Origin of the sequence: Gemmobacter nanjingensis, from assembly GCF_014652195.1 — a bacterium.
Lineage (GTDB): Bacteria > Pseudomonadota > Alphaproteobacteria > Rhodobacterales > Rhodobacteraceae > Gemmobacter > Gemmobacter caeni.
Map to the genome: position 1 here is coordinate 259,184 of NZ_BMYI01000002.1, position 18,611 is coordinate 277,794.

An 18,611-nucleotide genomic window follows, 5' to 3' on the forward strand; every position below is an offset into this window, starting at 1 on the left:
CTCCGTGACCTTCATCAGACCCGCCGTCTCCGGCCTTGCCCTCGTTGCGCTGCTTGCCGCCTGCGAGAAAGAGGTGATCCTGCCGGGCGAGCGCTTTGGCACCCGCGCCGATCTGGAGGCCAGCATCCCGACGGCGGAGCGGCCCAATCCGGTCGATACCTCGGGCAAGATCGCCAACAGATCGGTGCCGATCGCGTTGCCCGCCGCACAGGCGAATGCGGAATGGTCGCACCGGGGGGGCAATGCCCGCCACCTTGCGCCGCATGGCGCGCTGAGCGCCGCGCCGCAACTGGTGTGGTCGGCGAATATCGGCAAGGCCAACAGCCGGCGCAACCGCATCTCGGCCGCGCCGGTGATTGGCGGCGGCAAGGTCTATACGCTGGATTCCCGCATGGGGTTGCAGGCGACCTCGCTGGGCGGGGCGCCGGTCTGGACCACCGATCTGACGCCCGAAGGCGACCGCGCGAGCGAGATTTCGGGCGGCGGTCTGGCCTATGGCAATGGCCGCGTGTTCATCGCCACCAGCTATGGCGAGCTGATTTCGGTTGATGCGGGCACTGGCCGTGTGATCTGGCGCCAGCGCCTTGGTGCCGCCGTGGCGGGTGCCCCGGCTGTGGACGGCGATACCGTCTATGTGGCGGGCCGCGACAGTGCCGCCTGGGCTGTGACGGTTTCCGACGGCAAGGTGCGCTGGGAAGTGCCGGGCACGCCGGGGGTGACCGGCATGACGGGCACCGCAGGCCCTGCCATCGCCGACCGCACCGTTCTGGTGCCGACCGTCTCGGGCGAGATGATCGCGGTGCTGAAGGATGCGGGGATCAAGACCTGGGGCGCCGCCGTGGTCGGCCAGCGTCTTGGCCGCGCCTATGGCATCGTCACCGACATCACCGGCGATCCGGTGATTTCGGGACAGACCGTCTATGTCGGCAATGCCGCCGGGCGGACCTATGCGCTGGATGCCGCTTCGGGCGAAACCAAATGGACGGCGCCCGAGGGCGCGCTGGGGCCGGTGGTCGTGGCGGGCGGTTCGCTGTTCCTCGTGAATGACGAGGCGCAACTGGTGCGTCTGGAAGCCGCGACAGGGGATATCCTGTGGTCGGTTCCGATGCCCTATTTCGACAAGGAAAACCCGCGCAAGCAAAAGGCCATCACCGCGCATTACGGGCCGGTGCTGGCGGGCGGGCGCATCGCCGTTGCCTCGGGCGACGGGCTGCTGCGACTGTTTTCACCCACTGACGGCACGCTGGTTGCCACCGCACCGATCCCCGGCGGGGCGGCGGCTCAGCCCGCGCTGGCGGGGGGAATGCTGTTCGTCGTCGGGGGCAACGGGCAACTTCACGCTTTCCGTTGACGCCGATCCGGTGTATCGGCCCCTCTTCGGTTTCAACCGGGCCTTGCCCGTGACACGCCCCCGGAGGGCAGGATGACCTTTACGCTCGCCATTGTCGGCCGCCCGAATGTGGGTAAATCGACCCTGTTCAACCGTCTCGTCGGCAAGAAGCTGGCGCTGGTCGATGACCAGCCCGGCGTCACCCGCGACCTGCGCGAAGGCGATGCGCGGCTGTTTGACCTGCGCTTTACCGTGATTGACACAGCCGGTCTGGAGGAGGTGACGGATGACAGCCTGCAAGGCCGCATGCGGCGGCTGACCGAACGGGCGGTGGAACTGGCCGATGTCTGCCTGTTCCTGATCGACGGGCGGGTGGGGGTCACACCGTCCGACGAGGTGTTTGCCGACATCCTGCGCCGCAAGAATGCCCGCGTCATCCTTGGCGTGAACAAGGCCGAGGGCAAGGCGGGCGATGCGGGCGCGCTGGAGGCGTTCAGCCTTGGCCTGGGCGAGCCGGTGCGGCTTTCTGCCGAGCATGGCGAGGGGATGGAAGATCTTTATCACATCCTGCGTCCGGTCAGCGAAGAGTTCGAAGAACGCGCCGCGCAGGATGCGCCCATCGTCGATGTCGATGTATCGGAAGACGAGGCAGAGCTTGAGGCAGATGAAGACGCCCACAAGCCGACCGCGCGCCACCCGCTTCAGATCGCGGTCATCGGGCGCCCGAATGCGGGCAAATCGACGCTGATCAACAAGATCATCGGCGAGGACCGCCTGCTCACCGGGCCGGAGGCCGGGATCACCCGCGATGCGATTTCCGTGCGGAGCGAGTGGATGGGTACGCCGACGCGCATCTTCGATACGGCGGGCATGCGCAAGAAGGCCAAGGTCGTTGACAAGGTCGAAAAGCTGTCTGTGGCCGACGGGCTGCGCGCCGTGCGCTTTGCCGAGGTTGTGGTGGTGCTGCTGGATGTGGAAATCCCGTTCGAGCAACAGGATCTGCGCATCGCCGATTTCGCGGAAACCGAGGGTCGCGCCGTCGTGGTGGCGGTCAACAAATGGGATCTGGAAGGCGAAAAGCAGGAAAAGCTGGCTGAGCTGAAAGAGATGTTCGACCGCCTGCTGCCGCAGCTGCGGGGGGCGCCGCTGGTCACGGTTTCGGCCAAGACCGGCCGCGGGCTGGACCGGCTGCATGCCGCGATCCTGAAGGCGCATGACGTCTGGAACCGCCGGATCACCACCGCGCGGCTGAACTCGTGGCTGGGCGCCATGACCGAGGCGCATCCGCCGCCGGCACCGGGTGGCAAGCGCATCAAGCTGCGCTACATGACGCAGGTGAAGACCCGGCCGCCGGGCTTCGTGGTGATGTGTTCACATCCCGATCTGATGCCCGAAAGCTATCGCCGTTATCTGGTCAATGGTCTGCGCGACCATTTCGATATGCCGGGCACGCCGATCCGGGTGACGTTCCGCGGTCAGGGTGACAAAAACCCCTATCGTGACAAAAAGAACTGGGGCACGCCCTCGCGCTTGCGCAAGCATCTGGACAAGAAGAAAGACTAACCCGGCCCGGATCGCCGCCTATTCGGCGGCGATCTTGATGACCGGCTCCATCGTGGTCAGGGCTTCGTCCGACAGGTGGCACTTGATCTGATGCCCGCCCGCCAGATGCCGGACTGGCGGCACCTCGCGTTCGCACAGCCCGCCCGGCACCTGTGATTTCCAGCGGCAGCGCGTCTGGAACGGGCAACCCGGCGGCGGGTTCATGGCCGACGGAATATCCCCCTCCAGCACGATGCGTTTCTTCTGCACATGGGTGTCGGCAATGGGCACGGCCGACAGCAGCGCCTCGGTATAGGGGTGGTAGGGCGGCTGGAACACCTGATCGGTGGTGCCCAGTTCAACCACATGGCCGAGATACATCACCATCACCCGGTCCGACAGGTAACGCACGATCGACAGGTCGTGGCTGATGAACAGCAGCGTCGTTCCATTCTCGCGCTGAATGTCCATCAGAAGGTCGGTCACGGCGGCCTGCACCGATACGTCCAGCGCCGAGACGGGTTCATCCGCCACCACCACCTTGGCGCCCCCCGCGAAGGCACGGGCGATACCGACACGCTGTTTCTGCCCGCCCGACAACTGGCGCGGCATTCGGTCGGCAAAGGCACGCGGCAGTTTCACCAGATCCAGCAACTGCAACATGCGCTCGCGCCGGTCTTCGTCTGACGCGCCCTGACCAAAGATTTCCAGCGCGCGGATGATCTGGCGGCCGACGGTCATCGAGGGGTTGAGCGTGTCGAACGGGTTCTGGAACACCATCTGCACGCCCGAGACGGTATCGGTGTTGCGTTTCTCGATGGGGGTGTTCTGGATGTCGCGGTCATAGAGCATGATCTTGCCGCTGGTCGCGGTTTCCAGCCCCATCAGCACCTTGGCGAAGGTGGATTTGCCGCAACCGGATTCGCCCACGATGGCCAGCGTTTCGCCTGCGCGGGCCTCGAAGCTGAGCGTTTCATTGGCCTTCACCACCTTGGCCGGGCCGCCACCGAAGACGCCGCCGCCGGTGACCTCGTAATATTTGCGCAGATCTTCCATGCGCAAGACCACCTCGCCAATCTCGGCCTTGCCCTGCGTTGCCTTGGCAACCGGCGGCGCGGACCAGTCGATTTCGTTCACCCGCAGGCAGCGACTTTCGTGGCGGGGCCCAACCTCGGCCATCGCGATGTCGCCCGCATTGCAGCGGCCTTCCGCGAAGTAATCGCAGCGCGGCCCGAAGTTGCAGCCTTTCGGTCTTTCATGCGGCAAGGGGAAGTTGCCGGGGATGGCGACCAGCGGACGGCTGTTCTTGTCGGCGCCGGGCAGCGGGATCGAGCGGAACAGTGCCTGCGTATAGGGATGGCGCATGCGGTCAAAGACCTCGGCCACGCTGCCGGTTTCCACGGCCTCGCCGGAATACATCACGGTCAGGCGGTCGCAGACCTCCATCACCAGACCAAGGTTATGGCTGATGAACAGCATGGAAGTGCCGTATTTTTCGGCCAGTTCCTTGACCAGATCGACGATCCCGGCCTCTACCGTCACATCGAGCGCCGTGGTCGGCTCGTCAAGGATCAGCAGCGCCGGTTTCGACATCAGCGCCATGGCGATGACGATACGCTGCTGCTGCCCGCCCGAAAGCTGATGCGGATAGGCTTGCAGGATGCGGTCGGGGTCGGGCAGGCGCACATCGGCGACGATCTGGCGGGCCAGCGCCCAGGCCTCGGCCTTTGCCATGCCGCGATGGATCATCGGCACCTCGGCCAGTTGTGCGCCGATCCGCATGGCGGGGTTCAGCGAGGCCATGGGCTCCTGATAGATCATCGCGATTTCCGAGCCACGGATCCGGCGCAGTTCGTCATCCGACATCTGCGTCAGGTCGCGGCCCTTGAAGCGGATCGAGCCGCCGGTGATGCGACCGTTCTTGCCCAGATAGCGCATGACCGCGAGCGCAACGGTCGACTTGCCACAACCGCTTTCGCCGACCAGCCCCATCGCCTCGCCCGGCAGGACGGTGCAGGAGAAATCCATCACCGCCGGGATTTCGCGCAGCCGCGTGAAGAAGGAAATCGAGAGGTTCTCGATTTCAAGGATGGGTTGATCCGGGGTCCAGTCTGAACGTGTCATCGCATCAATCCTTCAGGCTTTCTTCGCGCAGGCCGTCGGCCAGCAGGTTCAGACCCAGCACGAGGCTCATCAGGGCGACGGCGGGGACCAGTGCGGGGACCGGGAAGATCGACAGAAGTTTGCGCCCCGCATTGATGGTGGACCCCCAGTCCGGGCTTTCGGGGCTGACGCCAAGGCCGAAAAAGCCCAGTGTGCCGAGCAGGATCGTGGTATAGCCGATCCGCAGGCAGAAATCGACGATCAGCGGCCCGCGCGCATTGGGCAGCACTTCCCACAGCATGATATACCACGGGCCTTCGCCGCGGGTCTGGGCTGCGGCGACGTAATCGCGGGATTTCAGGTCCATGGTGATGCCGCGCACGATGCGGAACACGGTGGGAGCGTTCACGAACACGACCGAGACGAAGACGTTCAGCAGGTTCGGCTCCATGATCCAGAGACCGAACGGGTCGGCCCGGAAGGCAAGGCCCGCATAGATCCACAGACCCAGCACCAGCGTGATGCCGACATAGAGGTTGCGCCGCGCGGGGGTGGTGAAGAAACGCGCGTTCCACAGGATGCAGAGGAACAGGATCGGGAAGGCGAACAGGATTGCCGCCATCACATTGGGGATCGAGGCGCGCCAGCCCAGCAGCAGCGGCCCGGTCTCGCGGATTTCCGGGGTGACCAGCAGGTAGAACATCAGGATCACCGGGAAGGCCAGCACGAGGTTCGCCACGAAGCTGAGCCCGGTATCGAGCCGCCCGCCGAAATATCCGGCAGGCAGGCCCAGCGTGATCCCCGCCATGAAGGCGAAGGCGGTGGCGGCGGGTGCGATGGTCAGCACCGAGCGCGCACCGACCACCATGCGTGAAAATACATCGCGCGCGAGGTTGTCACCGCCCAGCAGATAATGGGCATAAATGCCCTCGACCGGGTTTTTCAGCGGGCTGCCGGGCAGGGCGTTCTTCATGCCGGAAATTTGCGCCAGCGGATCATGGGTGGCGACGATATTGGCGAACAGAGCGGTGAAGACCCAGAACATCACCAGCGCGAAGCCGGTCATGCCGATGGGGCTGTCGAACAGGCGGCCGTAAAGGCCAAGCCGCCGCTTGAAGCTGATCGAAAGGGCGAAGGTCAGGGCCAGCGCGATCCAGACCGGCCAGAAGCGGCCGATCATCGTCACGAGGATCTGGGTGAAGCCGAGTGCGTCCATCAGATCAGCTCCTCACGACAGCCGGATGCGGGGGTTGAGCCAGGCATAGCCGACATCGGAAATGAGCTGGGTGATCAGCACGACGGCGACGGCGACCACGGAACAGCCCAGCAGCAGGTCGATGTCGTTGTTGCCCGCAGCCTGCACCAGCGTCCAGCCGAAGCCCTTGTAGTTGAACAGGGTTTCCACGATCACGACACCGTTCAGGAGCCAGGGGAATTGCAGCATGATGACCGTGAAGGGCGCGATCAGTGCATTGCGCAGCGCGTGGCGCAGCACGACCTGACGGAAGCTCACGCCCTTCAGCAGCGCAGTACGGATATATTGCGCGGTCATCACCTCGGTCATGCTGGCGCGGGTCATGCGGGCGATATAGCCGATGCCGTACAGCGCGATGGTCAGCACCGGCAGAAAGAAGTTTTCAAAGGTGATGTCATCCATCGCCGACGTGGCCGAGCCTTTGAACCATTTCAGCCCGGTCATCGAAGACGCGAAGATGGTGATGAACAGAACGCCAGACACATATTCCGGCGTCGCCGTGGTGGCGATGGAGAAGGTGGACAGCGTGCGGTCAAGCTTCGATCCCTCGCGCATCCCCGCCAGCACCCCGATCAGCAGCGCGACCGGCACCATCAGCGCCATGACCGACAGCATCAGCCAGCCGGTCAGCGACAGGCGGGTGGCGATGATCTGCGATACCGGCTCCTTGAAGACGTTGGACCAGCCCCAGTTGCCTTGCAGCACGCCACAGAACCGTGGCGCGGCGGCCGGGTCCGCCCCTCTGGCGATGCAGCGGCCAGTGACCTTGCCATCGGCGGCGGTGGCGGTCCAGCCGGGCAGCACGCCCAGCCATTCACCGTAGCGGCCCAGAAGCGGCTGCGCATAGCCGTTCTTTTGCAGCCAGCTTTCCACCTCGGCATCGGAGATCCGCGATCCGGCCTCGGATTTGGCGATCTTCTCAAGGTTTGGGGGCAGGTTGGTCAGGTAGAACACAATGAAGGTCAGGCACAGGGCCGTGGCGATCATCGTGAACAGGCGTCGAAACAGGAATTTGGCCATGACGGCACGGGCCTTTCCGGGCGGCAGGCTTCAGGGCGCGGGCGGGTGGCCCGTATGAGGAAAGAAGGGCGCGCCATTGCGGCGCGCCCCGGTCCGGCGATCAGGCCGCCAGCCACCATTTGTAGTGATGATGCTCGAAGGTCGGATGCATCTCGCAGCCGCGCACCTTGTCGGTCATGTGACGGAACAGCGAGCGCCAGTAGGGCTGGATCAGCACGCCCTGTTCCTGCATGATCTCTTCCAGCCGCTTCATCACCTCACGCCGCTTGTCGGCATCGGCGATCGCCAGCGCCTCGCTCAGCTTTTCGTCGAATTCGGCGTTGGAGAAGGCAGTCTCGTTCCAGGCCACGCCCGTCTTGTAGGCGAGTTGCAGGATCTGCACGCCGAGCGGACGCATGTTCCATTCGGTTGCCGAGAACGGATACTTCAGCCAGTCGTTCCAGAAGGTCGAGCCGGGCAGGATGGTCCGCTTGACGTTGATCCCGGCATCGCGCAGCTGCGCGGCCACGGCGTCGCAGGAGGCCGACTGCCAGTTGTCATCCAGCGAGATGAGCTCGAATTCCGTATCGGCATGGCCTGCGGCGGCGAGGTTCTCTTTCGCCTTGGCCGGGTCGACGGTCAGCGGCGGCAGCTGGGCGTATTCCGGGTGGATCGGGCAGACGTGGTGGTTTTCCGCCACCTGACCCAGACCGGCATAGCCAAGCTCCAGCACCACATTGTTGTCGACGGCGAGTTGCAGCGCCTTGCGCACTTCGACATTGTCATAGGGCGCGGCGGCGTGGTGGAAGCGCACGGCCAGCGTACCGGCGGTCAGCGCCTCGGATTTCTCCCAGCCCAGACCGTCGAAGACGGCGACGAAATCGCCCTCGGTCCGGTAAGTCGCGTCGATCTCGCCCGCCTCTGCGGCGGCCACGACGGCAGCCGGATCGGTGCCGTAGTCGATATACTCGATCCGGTCCAGATAAGCACCTTCGCCCCACCATTTGTGATCGGTGTTCTTCACGAGGATCTGCTTGACGCCGACCTCGTTGGCCTCGGGCTTGTAGGGGCCGGTGCCGATCGGGTTCGCGGTCGGGTCGCCGTTGTCATAGGATTTGTGAACCACGGCCGCCGGATAATCGGCGAAGCCCGCGATGATCGAGATGTCGGGTGCGGGCAGCATCAGTTTGACGGTGTGGCTGTCGACCGCCGTCACCGCGCCATCGCGCATCTTCTTGGTGGCCTCGTCGACGAGCCCGCCCATGCGCGCGGCCATCGAATTGCCCTCGACCCCGGCATCGCACCAGCGGTCAATATTGTGAACCACATCCTCGGCGGTGAATTCGTCACCGTTATTCCAGGTCACGCCCTTGCGAACGTTCAGCGTGTATTCGGTGGCGTCGTCATTGGCGGTCCAGCTTTCCAGCAGGCGCCCCTCGAAGGTGCCGTCGCTGTTGTACTGCACCAGATATTCCAGCCAGCCGCGCCCGAAATTCGCCAGCTCCGACCAGTCCCAGGTGCGCGGGTCTTTCATCGCGCGGGTTTCCATGTTCATGCGCAGCGTGCCGCCCATGACCGGAGTTTCCTGCGCCAGCGCCGGGGTCGGCGCCGCCAGACCCAGCAGACCATAGGCCGCAGTCGCGGATACCCCCAGTGCGGTGGTGCGGGTCAGGAATTCGCGCCGGCTCAGGCTGCCCGCGCGCACTTCCTCGGCATAGGCCGGGGCGGCGGGGTGAACGGCGATAGGTTTGGTATGGATCATTCTCTACTCCCTGACAGGTATTTTGGTTGTCTTTATGCGGCGATAGCCATGTGGCCGGTCGCACCCTCGGGTGCCACGGTCGGCCACATCGGAGTTTCACAAGGACTATCGTGCCCTTTTTGGACCGGACGTCAACGCCCGCTTTCGGCAAGCCAAAGCAATTTTGCGACATAATTCTACCGGAAATGGACGGAATCCCGGAAAATAGGCGTAAAAAGCGATTTAAAATTACAAGACGATTCCGTTAAAACGGAATCGCCCTGTGGCCAGCCGGGGAAAGGATCAGCCCGCGCGGCGGAAGGCGGTGGGGGATTTGCCGGTCTGGTGCTGGAAGGCGCGGGTGAAATAGGCGGCCGAGGTGAAGCCGAGGCTGCCCGCGATCAGGTTCACCGGCAGGTCGGTTTCCGACAACAGGCGCCGGGCCTCGAAGATCAGCCGGTCGTGCAGCAGGGCTGATGCCGGACGGCCGCAGGCCAGCTTGCAGCAGCGCGTCAGATGCGTCGGCGTCACGCCCAGCTTTGCCGCGAAATCGGCAACGCCCATGCCAGAGCGGAACTCGCGTTCCAGCAGCGCGGTGTAGCGTGCAACGAGCCGCTTTGCGGCATCGGGTTTCTGTTGTTCCGGCGCCGCGCGGGCGATCTGGCGTTCCAGCCAGACCCCCAGAAGCCCCAGATGCGCCAGTGTCGCCCGGTCATGGGCGGGAGTGTCGGCATCCATTTCGCGCAGGATCGCATCCAGCGTAACGTTCAGTTCCTGCGCGGCAAAGGTTTCGCGGATACGCAGGTGCTGTGGGTCTTTCGGCAGGGGCACCGGGCAATCGCGCCCGAAAAACACAGCGGTGCCAAAAACCTGCGGTCCGACCTCGAATCCATGCATGACGCCGGGCGGAATGAAGATGGCGTTATGAGCGGTATAACCGCGTGTCACACCGGCAATGGTGATGCGCCCCTGGCCCTTGGTGAACCACAGAAGGCAGGATTCGGAATAGGCGCGCATCGCCTCGACCCGCCAGCGGCCACCGGCGGCCAGACGGGGAATCGCCACAAGGCGAAGGGATTTCAGCGCGCTCAGATCGTCCATTCCGCAGGGTCTTTCGGGTTCGGGTGGCAGGCACGGGCAACGGAACACTCGATGACCGGCCCAGATAAGCAGTCTGTGCCGCAAGACCCAAGCAAAAAGATGGCAGCAGCGGCCGATTTGCGCCGCTGGCCGGTTATATGTGACGAAAAGTCAGCAATGCCCTGTGGATAACCGACGTTCTTAACGTGTCAGGGCAGACGGATCGTCGTCCAGTCCGACATCCGGGCGCGGAACCATGTGCGCTGACGCTTGGCATATTGGCGCGAAGCCAGCTTCGCTGCCGCAACCGCCTGTTCCAGCGGCATTTCCCCCCGCAGATGAGCCACAAGCTCTGGGGCGCCGATGGCGCGGGCCGAAGGGCGCGCGGGGTCCCAGAACGGTAGTTCGGCGCGGGCTTCCTCCAGCGCGCCTGCGGCCATCATCCGGTCAAAGCGCAGGTCGATGCGGGCGTTCAGCCAGTCGGGGTCGGGGCGAAATACAAAGGCGGCACAGGCGATGCGGGGCAAAAGCGGCGGCGGCGTGTCGCGCTGCCAGTCGGCGAGGCCGCGGCCCGTGCTGCGCAGCACCTCCCAAGCGCGCTGGACGCGGGCGAGGTTGTTCAGATCGGTTTTTGCCACGGTCGCGGGGTCCAGTGTTGCGATCATAGTGGCGGGATCGGTGGTGCGCAGGGCATCCGCTTCGGCCCGCACCTCGGGCGGGATCGGCGGGATTTCCGCCAGCCCCTCGGTCAGTGCCATGAAATAAAGCCCGGTGCCGCCAACGATGATGGGGCGCTGGCCGCTGTGCAGCACTGCTGCCACCTCGCGCAGCCAGTGACCGACGGAATAGGGCGTGTCGCGCCCGATATGGCCGTAAAGCGCATGTGGCGCCTGCGCTTCTTCCTCAGGCGAGGGGCGGGCGGTCAGCAACCGCCAGCACTCATAGACCTGAAGCGCATCGGCATTCACCACCACGCCGCCCTGCACCCGCGCGACTTCCAGCGCCAGCGCGGATTTGCCGCTGGCGGTCGGCCCGGCGATCAGCACCGGCTGGTCGGCGGGCAGCGAGGCGAGCAGATCGTGCACGGGCTTACAGCTTCATCCGGTAGCGGACATGGCCGTCATAGGGTGCGTAGCTGTCGTACAGCGCGCGGGCGCGGGCATTGCCTTCATCGGTGTGCCAGTAAAGCCGGTGCCAGCCGCGCGCCTTGGCCAGATCGCGCAGATCGTCGATCAGGGCGCGGCCGACCCCCTTGCCGCGCGCCTCGGGGGCGACGAACAGGTCTTCCAGATAGCAATCTTCGCCCATCACCCAGGTCGAGCAGTGATGATGGTGCAGCGCAAAGCCGAGCGGCTGATCGCCCTCGACCGCCAGACGACCCTTGAGAGGGCTGGCGGGGTCCATCATCCGGGTCCAGGTATGGGCGGTGATGTCGGGGGAAAGATCGACCTTGTAGAAGGCGAGATAGGCAGACCAGAGTGCCTCCCATCCCGCGCGGTCGGCGGGGGCGATGTCGCGGATCGTCAGGGTCATGTGAATGTCCGTTCTGTTGGGGCAGCCGGGGCGGTGAGGCCCCGGCGGCGGCATCACGCCAGACGTGCCAGCAGGCGCGCCCAGCTGCGGATGCCCTTGTGGAAGCATTCCAGATCATATTTCTCGTTCGGGCTGTGGATCTGGTCATCATCGCGGCCGAAGCCCAGCAACATGGCATCCATGCCCAGTTCGGTCTTGAAATAACCGGCGATCGGGATGGAGCCGCCGCAGCCGACGTAAGACGCCGGGCGCCCCCATTCGGCGGCCAGCGCGGCGCGCGCGGCCTCGAAGGCGGGGTGGTCGATGCCCATGGTGCCGGCGGGCGAGGCGCCGTGGCCTTCAAACGTCACCTCGCAATCGGCAGGCACGCGGGCACGCACCCAGTCGCGGAAGGCTTCACGGATCGCCAGAGGGTCTTGTTGCCCCACCAGACGGAAGCTGACCTTGGCACGCGCTTCGCCCGGCAGCACGGTCTTGAAGCCGTCGCCGGTATAGCCGCCGGTGACGCCGTTCACCTCGGCTGTCGGGCGTGACCAGATCATTTCCAGCGGCGTGCGGTCTTGCTCACCTGCCGGGATCGACAGGCCCACATCGCCCAGGAACTTCGCATGATCGAAGGCAAGGTTCTGCCATTGCGCGCGGATCGCCTCGGGCAATTCGCTGACGCCATCGTAGAAGCCGGGAATGGTGATGCGGCCGGTCTCGTCATGCATGTCGGCAAGGATCTTCGACAGCACATGGATCGGGTTGCGCGCCAGCCCGCCGAACATGCCGGAATGCAGATCCTTGCTGGCGGCCCGGATCACGATCTCCTCGCCCAGAAGGCCGCGCAGCATGGTGACGATGGCGGGGGCGGTATCCTGGAACAGCCCGGTATCGCAGATCAGCGCAAGATCGGAGCGCAGCGCATCGGCATGTTCGCGCATGAAGGGCATGAGCGAGGGGGAACCCGATTCCTCCTCGCCTTCCAAAAAGATCGTCAGGCGACAGGGCAGGGTGCCATGCACGGCCTTCCAGGCCCGCAGCGCCTCAAGGAAGGTCATCAGTTGCCCCTTGTCATCCGAGGCGCCACGCGCCCGGATCACCTTGCCGCGCGCGCCGCCCTGAAGCTCGGGGTCGAAGGGATCGCGGTCCCACAGGCTCAGCGGATCGACGGGCTGCACGTCATAATGCCCGTAAAACAGCAGATGCGGGCCACCTTCGCCGCCCTGCGCCACCACCATCGGATGACCGGGTGTCGCATGGGCGGCTGCGGCGAAACCGAGGCTGCGCAGGTCGTCCACCAGCCAGTCGGCGGCGCGGGCACAATCGGCCCTGAAGGCCGGATCGGTCGAGATCGAGGGGATGCGCAGCAGATCGAACAGGCGGTCGAGCGCGGCCGGAATCTCGTCATCAATCCGCTTCAGCACGGCATCGAGCGACATGGGGATCTCCTTTTCGTGACTTTGGCGCGAAGCCTAGCAGGTGGCTTTGCACTGTCCAGAGCCGCCGCGCCGGGGTATTCAGGGGCCGTTCCTATCTGACGGGAGTGTGATGATGAAGGTTCCGGTTTCAGTTTTGTGCCTGTCGCTGCTGGCGGCCCCCGTGGTGGCAGAGCCGATGACCGGCAAGGCGGCGGCGAAGCTGATGTATCGCGGCGAGGGCGCCGTGGTGCAGATGCTGGACGGTGCGGGCCTGCCGGAGGCGGATGTGACCGCGCTGACCATGGTCGGCACCGGCCAGCCCTGGTATGGCGCGATCGCAATTTCCCCCGACGAGGGGCTGATGGTCGAGGCCACAGTGGCCGCCGTGAATCATCACACGATCGGGGCCGCCGAAACCGCTGCCCGGCAGGGCTGCGACGCAAAGCGCAAGGGCAAGGCGGCCTGTGTGGTGGTGGCGCATCTGCTGCCGAAGGGCTGGAAACCCGCCGATCTGACGCTGTCGCAGGATGCCACTGCGGCACTGCGCAAGGAGTACAAGGCGCCCGGTGCGCTGGCGATTTCGCCCTCGACCGGCAGTTTCGCATTGACGAAGGGCGAGGCTGCGGGTGACCTTGCGGTGCAGACCTGCAATGAAAAGGCCGGTACGAAGGATTGTATCGTGGCGGTGCAGGACTGACCGAAAGGTCGGGCTGGGCAAAGGGGGGACAAAATGTCCCCTTTGCGATACAGGATTTGACCAATATCAAGGCGGCGCGCACAAAGGCCGCTCAGAAAGGGCCCAGCACGGCAGACCAGCCGCAGCCAGGAGACGGGACATGGACTACGACAAGGCACTCGACAGCGCGATCCAGCGCCTGCATGACGAAGGGCGCTATCGCACCTTCATCGACATCGAGCGCCGCAAGGGCCAGTTCCCCCATGCGGTCTGGCGCAAGCCCGACGGGACGGAGAAGGATATCACCGTCTGGTGCGGTAATGACTATCTGGGCATGGGCCAGCATCCGGCGGTTCTGTCCGCGATGCACGAGGCGCTGGATGCCACCGGCGCAGGCTCGGGCGGGACGCGCAATATCTCGGGCACCACGCTGTATCACCGGCGTCTGGAGGCCGAGATCGCCGATCTGCACGCCAAGGAGGCGGCGCTGGTGTTTTCCAGTGCCTATGTCGCCAATGACGCGACGCTTTCGACGCTGCCCAAGCTGTTTCCGGGGCTGATCATCTATTCCGATGCGCTGAACCATGCCTCGATGATCGAGGGCGTGCGCCGCAACGGCGGCGCCAAGCGCATCTTCCGGCACAACGATGTCGCCCATCTGCGCGAACTGATCGCGGCAGATGATCCTGCCGCGCCCAAGCTGATCGCTTTCGAATCGATCTATTCGATGGACGGCGATTTTGGCCCGATCCGTGAAATCTGTGATCTGGCCGAAGAGGTCGGCGCGCTGACCTATCTGGACGAGGTTCATGCCGTGGGCATGTATGGCCCGCGCGGTGCCGGTGTGGCGGAACGCGATGGTCAGATGGCGCGGGTGGACATTATCAACGCCACGCTGGGTAAGGCTTTCGGCGTTTTTGGCGGTTACATTGCTGCAAGTGCGAAGATGGTGGACGCGATCCGGTCGTATGCGCCGGGCTTCATCTTCACTACGTCGCTGCCTCCGGTCGTGGCGGCGGGGGCGGCGGCTTCCATCGCCTTTCTGAAGACCGCTGAGGGGCAGGCACTGCGCGACAAGCAGCAATTGCATGCGCAGATCCTGAAGATGCGGCTGAAGGGGCTGGGCCTGCCGATCATTGATCATGGCACTCATATTGTGCCTGTGCACGTCGGCGACCCGATACATTGCAAGATGCTGTCCGACATGCTGCTGGATCAGTTCGGCATTTATGTGCAGCCGATCAACTTCCCCACCGTTCCGCGCGGTACCGAGCGGCTGCGCTTCACGCCCTCTCCGGTGCATGAGTCAAGCCAGATTGACGCGGTTGTGAAGGCGATGGACCGCCTCTGGCAGCACTGTGCGCTAAATCGTGCCGAGGTTTCTGCCTGAATCAGTTCTGCGGCTGCAAATGCCGCTTGTGCTGTGCTAGGGTTGGAGCAATGAGATTGGCACCGAGTCGCCCCGCGGGCGACTCAGGGCACAGGCGGGACAGAAACGGGGCAGGCGACGTATGATCTGGCGGAGGAACCAACCTTCGACGGCGGAAGCCGACAAGCCAAAGGGCTTTGACGACTTCGAATTGCGGCTCGGCGATGTGATGCGCGGAGAGCGCGCCACGCTGGGCAAATCCCTTCTGGATGTGCAGCGCGAGCTGAAGATCAAGGCGACCTACATCGCCGCCATCGAGAATTGCGATGTCTCGGCCTTCGAGACGCAGGGCTTCGTTGCGGGCTATGTGCGCTCCTACGCCCGGTATCTGGGCATGGACCCGGACTGGGCCTTCAAGCGCTTCTGTGCCGAGGCGAATTTCGAGGTGGCGCATGGCATGTCTGCCGCTGCCGCGCCTGCGACGATCACGGCGGCCCGTTCGCGCGTAGCCACGCAATCTGAAACCCGCGATCCGCTGGGCAACCCCAATGCGCTGTTCGTGCCGCGCAGCGAAAGCTGGATTCACCGGGTGGAACCCGGTGCCATCGGCTCGGTCCTTGTGCTGGCGGCCCTGATCGGCGCGCTGGGATATGGCGGCTGGTCCGTGCTGCAAGAGGTGCAGCGCGTGCAACTGGCGCCGGTGGATCAGGCGCCGGTCGTGGTGGCTGACATCGACCCGCTGGAGCAGCTGGATGGTGTTTCCGCCGGTCGCGCGACGGTGCAGGCACAAACCGGGGTGACCGAAGACCCGGCCGCGCAGCAGGTGGCAGGCGCTTCGCCGGACCTGATGAACCGCCTTTATCGTCCGCAGGCGCTGGATGTGCCGGTGCTGGTATCGCGTGACGGCCCCATCGCCTCGATTGATCCGCGTCAGACCGGAACGCTGGCCGCTGCCAGCCTGCCGCAGGCGGGGGGCGTTGCTGCCGTGGCGACTCCGGCTGATCCGGCGCAGGATCAGGTTCAGGTGGTGGCGCAGGCAGAACCCGGGGTCGAGATCCTCGCGGTCCGGCCTTCCTGGGTCCGGGTTTCCTCGGCCGATGGTTCCACTCTGTTCGAAAAGATCCTGAACGCGGGCGAACGCTACAAGGTGCCGCAGCTTGATACGGCACCGGTGCTGCGTTCGGGCAATTCCGGCTCGGTCTATTTCGTCATGGGTGGCAAGGCCTTTGGTCCCGCCGCGCCCGGCCCGCAGGTCGTGAAGAACATCGCGCTTTCGGAAGAGGCGCTGACGCAGAAATATGCCGAGGCCGATCTTTCGGATGACGCCGATCTGGCCCGCATCGTCAATGTGGCGCAGGCTACGCAGATCGACGCCCCGCAGGAATAAGCCTCGGCAAGACGTGATCCAGAGACGGCTCCGGCGGCATTGCCCCGGAGCCGTCTTGCCTTTATGCCTGCCCTCAAACCACCGAAAGGCGTGATCATGTCGCACAATCCCGTCCGTCCCTGGCGCAACATCGACCGGCGCAAGTCGCGGCAGATCCGCGTGGGCAAGGTGCTGGTGGGGGGCGATGCGCCGATCTCGGTGCAGACCATGACCAACACCATCACTTCGGATGTGAAGGCGACGATCGAGCAGGTGCAGCGCTGCGCCGTGGCCGGGGCCGATATCGTGCGGATTTCGACACCCGACGAGGACAGCACCCGCGCCCTGCGCGAGATCGTGGCCGAAAGCCCGGTGCCGATCGTGGCGGACATCCATTTCCACTACAAGCGCGCCATTGAGGCCGCCGAGGCGGGCGCTGCCTGCCTGCGCATCAATCCCGGTAATATCGGCGATGCGAAGCGCGTGGCCGAGGTGGTGCGCGCAGCCAAGGATCACGGCTGTTCCATCCGCATCGGGGTGAACGCCGGGTCTCTGGAAAAGCATCTGCTGGACAAATACGGCGAGCCTTGCCCCGAGGCGATGGTGGAAAGCGGGCTGGACCATATCAAACTGTTGCAGGACAACGATTTCCACGAATTCAAGATTTCGGTGAAAGCGTCCGATGTCTTCCTGGCCGCCGCCGCCTATCAGCAACTGGCCGAGGCCACCGATGCGCCGATCCATCTGGGCATCACCGAGGCCGGGGGGCTCATGTCCGGCACGGTGAAATCGGCCATCGGGCTGGGCAACCTGTTGTGGATGGGCATTGGCGACACGATCCGCGTCAGCCTGTCGGCGGATCCGGTCGAAGAGGTGAAAGTCGGGTTCGAGATCCTGAAATCGCTGGGCCTGCGCCATCGCGGCGTCACCATCATCTCCTGCCCTTCCTGCGCGCGGCAGGGGTTCGACGTGATCAAGACCGTGGCGGCGCTGGAGGACCGGCTGGCCCATGTGACCACCAGCATGAGCCTGTCGATCATCGGCTGCGTGGTGAACGGCCCCGGCGAGGCCTTGATGACCGACATCGGTTTTACCGGCGGCGGGGCAGGCGCGGGCATGGTCTATCTGGCGGGCAAACAAAGCCACAAGATGACCAACGACCAGATGATCGAGCATATCGTCGGCCTGGTCGAAGACCGCGCCGCGCAGATCGAGGCGGCGAAGGCAGAGGCGGCGGAGTAGGGGCTCCCCGCAACCGCGTCGCTGCCGGTCGAGAGCGGATTTGCTGACCATTGCGGGACATATGCAAAAGGCCGCTGCGGACAGCGGCCTTTCCTTGTCTTGCGCAAGGCAGCCGGAACTCACCCGTCCTGACGTTGCCCCTCGACGATCTGGCGCATGCCGTCCAGCGGGACGTAGCCGCGCACCATGGTCTGGTCGATCACGAAGCTGGGCGTGCCGTTGATCTGCATTTTCGTGCCAAGCGCGTGGTTGGCGTCGATGATCGCCTTGACCTCGGGGCTTTCCATCTTCGCCACGATGGCTGCGCCGTCGAGGCCCAGATCGCCCGCGAGTGCAGTCAGGCTTTCAGGCGTTGCGTCGCCGCGCAGCGTGATGAGCGCGTCATGGACCTTCTTGTAGGCATCATCGCCCGCCACGATCCGGGTGGCGATGGCGAATTTCGACGAGATCGTCGACTGCTCGCCCAGAATCGGGAATTCCTTGATGACGAAGCGGATGTTGCCATCCGTTTTCACAAGTTCCTCGACTTCTTCCCAGGCCTTGCGGCAATAACCGCAGCGGTAATCGAGGAATTCGACAACGGTGATATCACCCTCCGGGTTGCCGCCCAGCCAGGAGTTCTGGTCGTTGAACAGGGCATCCGAATTGTCGGCCAGAAGTTTCAGATCATCGGCTTCGGCCTGCTGCTGCTGGCGCTGTTCCAGCACCGAGACGGCCTCCATGATGACTTCGGGATTCTCGATCAGATAGGCGCGCACGGCCTCCCCGAAGGCGGCGCGCTCGGCGTCGGTCATCGCGCCAAGATCCAGCGCGGCGGCGGGAAGCCCCAGCGTCAGCGCAAGCGCGGTGGAGGCGAGGAAGGTCTTGGTCATGCGTCTCTCCGATGGGCGGGGCACGCATGACAACGCAGGGCCGGCCCTGCTTGACGCGCGCGACCCGCCGGGCCAGTGTCGGCCCGAGTTTACGGGGGCT

General features: G+C 64.7%; 15 protein-coding genes. 6 read left to right on the forward strand and 9 right to left on the reverse strand.

Translation table 11 applies throughout. The annotated features are described in order from the left end of the window. The first annotated feature begins 4 nt into the window (after window positions 1-4). Both IE126_RS06325 and der read left to right on the forward strand, forming a co-directional pair. Window positions 5-1,351: an outer membrane protein assembly factor BamB family protein gene (locus tag IE126_RS06325; protein WP_229825283.1), complete on the forward strand. Its 1,347-nt coding sequence runs from the start codon at window positions 5-7 to the stop codon at window positions 1,349-1,351. A gap of 72 nt (window positions 1,352-1,423) precedes the next feature. Further along, on the forward strand, window positions 1,424-2,893 hold the full coding sequence (gene der / locus IE126_RS06330) for a ribosome biogenesis GTPase Der (RefSeq protein ID WP_189380490.1): 1,470 nt from the start codon (window positions 1,424-1,426) through the stop codon (window positions 2,891-2,893). 18 nt (window positions 2,894-2,911) lie between these two features. On the opposite strand, the gene IE126_RS06335 is transcribed toward der, so the two are convergent. The 8 genes from IE126_RS06335 to IE126_RS06370 all read right to left on the reverse strand — a co-directional run bounded on the left by IE126_RS06335 (window position 2,912) and on the right by IE126_RS06370 (window position 13,007). Continuing rightward, complete coding sequence (locus tag IE126_RS06335) at window positions 2,912-4,996, reverse strand: dipeptide ABC transporter ATP-binding protein (protein ID WP_054300931.1); 2,085 nt, start codon at window positions 4,994-4,996, stop codon at window positions 2,912-2,914. 4 nt (window positions 4,997-5,000) lie between these two features. Next, window positions 5,001-6,191 carry an ABC transporter permease gene (locus IE126_RS06340; protein WP_108127037.1) on the reverse strand — a complete coding sequence of 397 codons (1,191 nt, stop codon included), beginning with the start codon at window positions 6,189-6,191 and terminating at the stop codon, window positions 5,001-5,003. 12 nt (window positions 6,192-6,203) lie between these two features. Beyond that, window positions 6,204-7,250, reverse strand: a complete 1,047-nt coding sequence (locus tag IE126_RS06345; protein ID WP_054300929.1) for an ABC transporter permease — start codon at window positions 7,248-7,250, stop codon at window positions 6,204-6,206. Between the two features lie 100 nt (window positions 7,251-7,350). After that, window positions 7,351-8,991, reverse strand: coding sequence for an ABC transporter substrate-binding protein (locus IE126_RS06350; protein ID WP_054300928.1), 1,641 nt, complete (start codon window positions 8,989-8,991; stop codon window positions 7,351-7,353). A gap of 282 nt (window positions 8,992-9,273) precedes the next feature. After that, the gene (locus tag IE126_RS06355) at window positions 9,274-10,071 is read right to left on the reverse strand and encodes an AraC family transcriptional regulator (protein ID WP_054300927.1); all 798 of its coding nucleotides are present in this window, start codon (window positions 10,069-10,071) and stop codon (window positions 9,274-9,276) included. Between the two features lie 188 nt (window positions 10,072-10,259). Further along, window positions 10,260-11,135, reverse strand: coding sequence for a tRNA (adenosine(37)-N6)-dimethylallyltransferase MiaA (gene miaA / locus IE126_RS06360; RefSeq protein ID WP_189380491.1), 876 nt, complete (start codon window positions 11,133-11,135; stop codon window positions 10,260-10,262). Between the two features lie 4 nt (window positions 11,136-11,139). Beyond that, window positions 11,140-11,583: a GNAT family N-acetyltransferase gene (locus tag IE126_RS06365; RefSeq protein WP_189380492.1), complete on the reverse strand. Its 444-nt coding sequence runs from the start codon at window positions 11,581-11,583 to the stop codon at window positions 11,140-11,142. A gap of 53 nt (window positions 11,584-11,636) precedes the next feature. After that, window positions 11,637-13,007: a M20/M25/M40 family metallo-hydrolase gene (locus IE126_RS06370; RefSeq protein WP_189380493.1), complete on the reverse strand. Its 1,371-nt coding sequence runs from the start codon at window positions 13,005-13,007 to the stop codon at window positions 11,637-11,639. A gap of 109 nt (window positions 13,008-13,116) precedes the next feature. Between IE126_RS06370 and IE126_RS06375 the strand changes: the two genes are divergently transcribed. The 4 genes from IE126_RS06375 (at window position 13,117) to ispG (ending at window position 17,639) form a co-directional block, all read left to right on the forward strand. Then, window positions 13,117-13,683, forward strand: coding sequence for a 5-aminolevulic acid synthase (locus tag IE126_RS06375; RefSeq protein ID WP_108127029.1), 567 nt, complete (start codon window positions 13,117-13,119; stop codon window positions 13,681-13,683). A 139-nt stretch (window positions 13,684-13,822) separates the two neighbouring features. Further along, complete coding sequence (gene hemA / locus IE126_RS06380; protein WP_054300923.1) at window positions 13,823-15,052, forward strand: 5-aminolevulinate synthase; 1,230 nt, start codon at window positions 13,823-13,825, stop codon at window positions 15,050-15,052. A 121-nt stretch (window positions 15,053-15,173) separates the two neighbouring features. Beyond that, window positions 15,174-16,418, forward strand: coding sequence for a helix-turn-helix domain-containing protein (locus IE126_RS06385; RefSeq protein WP_054300922.1), 1,245 nt, complete (start codon window positions 15,174-15,176; stop codon window positions 16,416-16,418). 96 nt (window positions 16,419-16,514) lie between these two features. After that, on the forward strand, window positions 16,515-17,639 hold the full coding sequence (gene ispG / locus IE126_RS06390; RefSeq protein ID WP_189380494.1) for a flavodoxin-dependent (E)-4-hydroxy-3-methylbut-2-enyl-diphosphate synthase: 1,125 nt from the start codon (window positions 16,515-16,517) through the stop codon (window positions 17,637-17,639). A 119-nt stretch (window positions 17,640-17,758) separates the two neighbouring features. On the opposite strand, the gene IE126_RS06395 is transcribed toward ispG, so the two are convergent. Next, window positions 17,759-18,511 carry a DsbA family protein gene (locus IE126_RS06395; RefSeq protein WP_054300920.1) on the reverse strand — a complete coding sequence of 251 codons (753 nt, stop codon included), beginning with the start codon at window positions 18,509-18,511 and terminating at the stop codon, window positions 17,759-17,761. Between the last annotated feature and the right edge of the window lie 100 nt (window positions 18,512-18,611).

Coding starts and splice junctions, on each gene's coding strand:
- IE126_RS06355 (WP_054300927.1), bottom strand. CDS start 10,071: ATGGACGATCTGAGCGCGCTGAAATCCCTTCGCCTTGTGGCGATTCCC.
- IE126_RS06350 (WP_054300928.1), bottom strand. CDS start 8,991: ATGATCCATACCAAACCTATCGCCGTTCACCCCGCCGCCCCGGCCTAT.
- hemA (WP_054300923.1), top strand. CDS start 13,823: ATGGACTACGACAAGGCACTCGACAGCGCGATCCAGCGCCTGCATGAC.
- IE126_RS06370 (WP_189380493.1), bottom strand. CDS start 13,007: ATGTCGCTCGATGCCGTGCTGAAGCGGATTGATGACGAGATTCCGGCC.
- IE126_RS06395 (WP_054300920.1), bottom strand. CDS start 18,511: ATGACCAAGACCTTCCTCGCCTCCACCGCGCTTGCGCTGACGCTGGGG.
- IE126_RS06340 (WP_108127037.1), bottom strand. CDS start 6,191: ATGGACGCACTCGGCTTCACCCAGATCCTCGTGACGATGATCGGCCGC.
- IE126_RS06375 (WP_108127029.1), top strand. CDS start 13,117: ATGATGAAGGTTCCGGTTTCAGTTTTGTGCCTGTCGCTGCTGGCGGCC.
- IE126_RS06385 (WP_054300922.1), top strand. CDS start 15,174: ATGATCTGGCGGAGGAACCAACCTTCGACGGCGGAAGCCGACAAGCCA.
- IE126_RS06335 (WP_054300931.1), bottom strand. CDS start 4,996: ATGACACGTTCAGACTGGACCCCGGATCAACCCATCCTTGAAATCGAG.
- IE126_RS06345 (WP_054300929.1), bottom strand. CDS start 7,250: ATGGCCAAATTCCTGTTTCGACGCCTGTTCACGATGATCGCCACGGCC.
- ispG (WP_189380494.1), top strand. CDS start 16,515: ATGTCGCACAATCCCGTCCGTCCCTGGCGCAACATCGACCGGCGCAAG.
- der (WP_189380490.1), top strand. CDS start 1,424: ATGACCTTTACGCTCGCCATTGTCGGCCGCCCGAATGTGGGTAAATCG.
- IE126_RS06365 (WP_189380492.1), bottom strand. CDS start 11,583: ATGACCCTGACGATCCGCGACATCGCCCCCGCCGACCGCGCGGGATGG.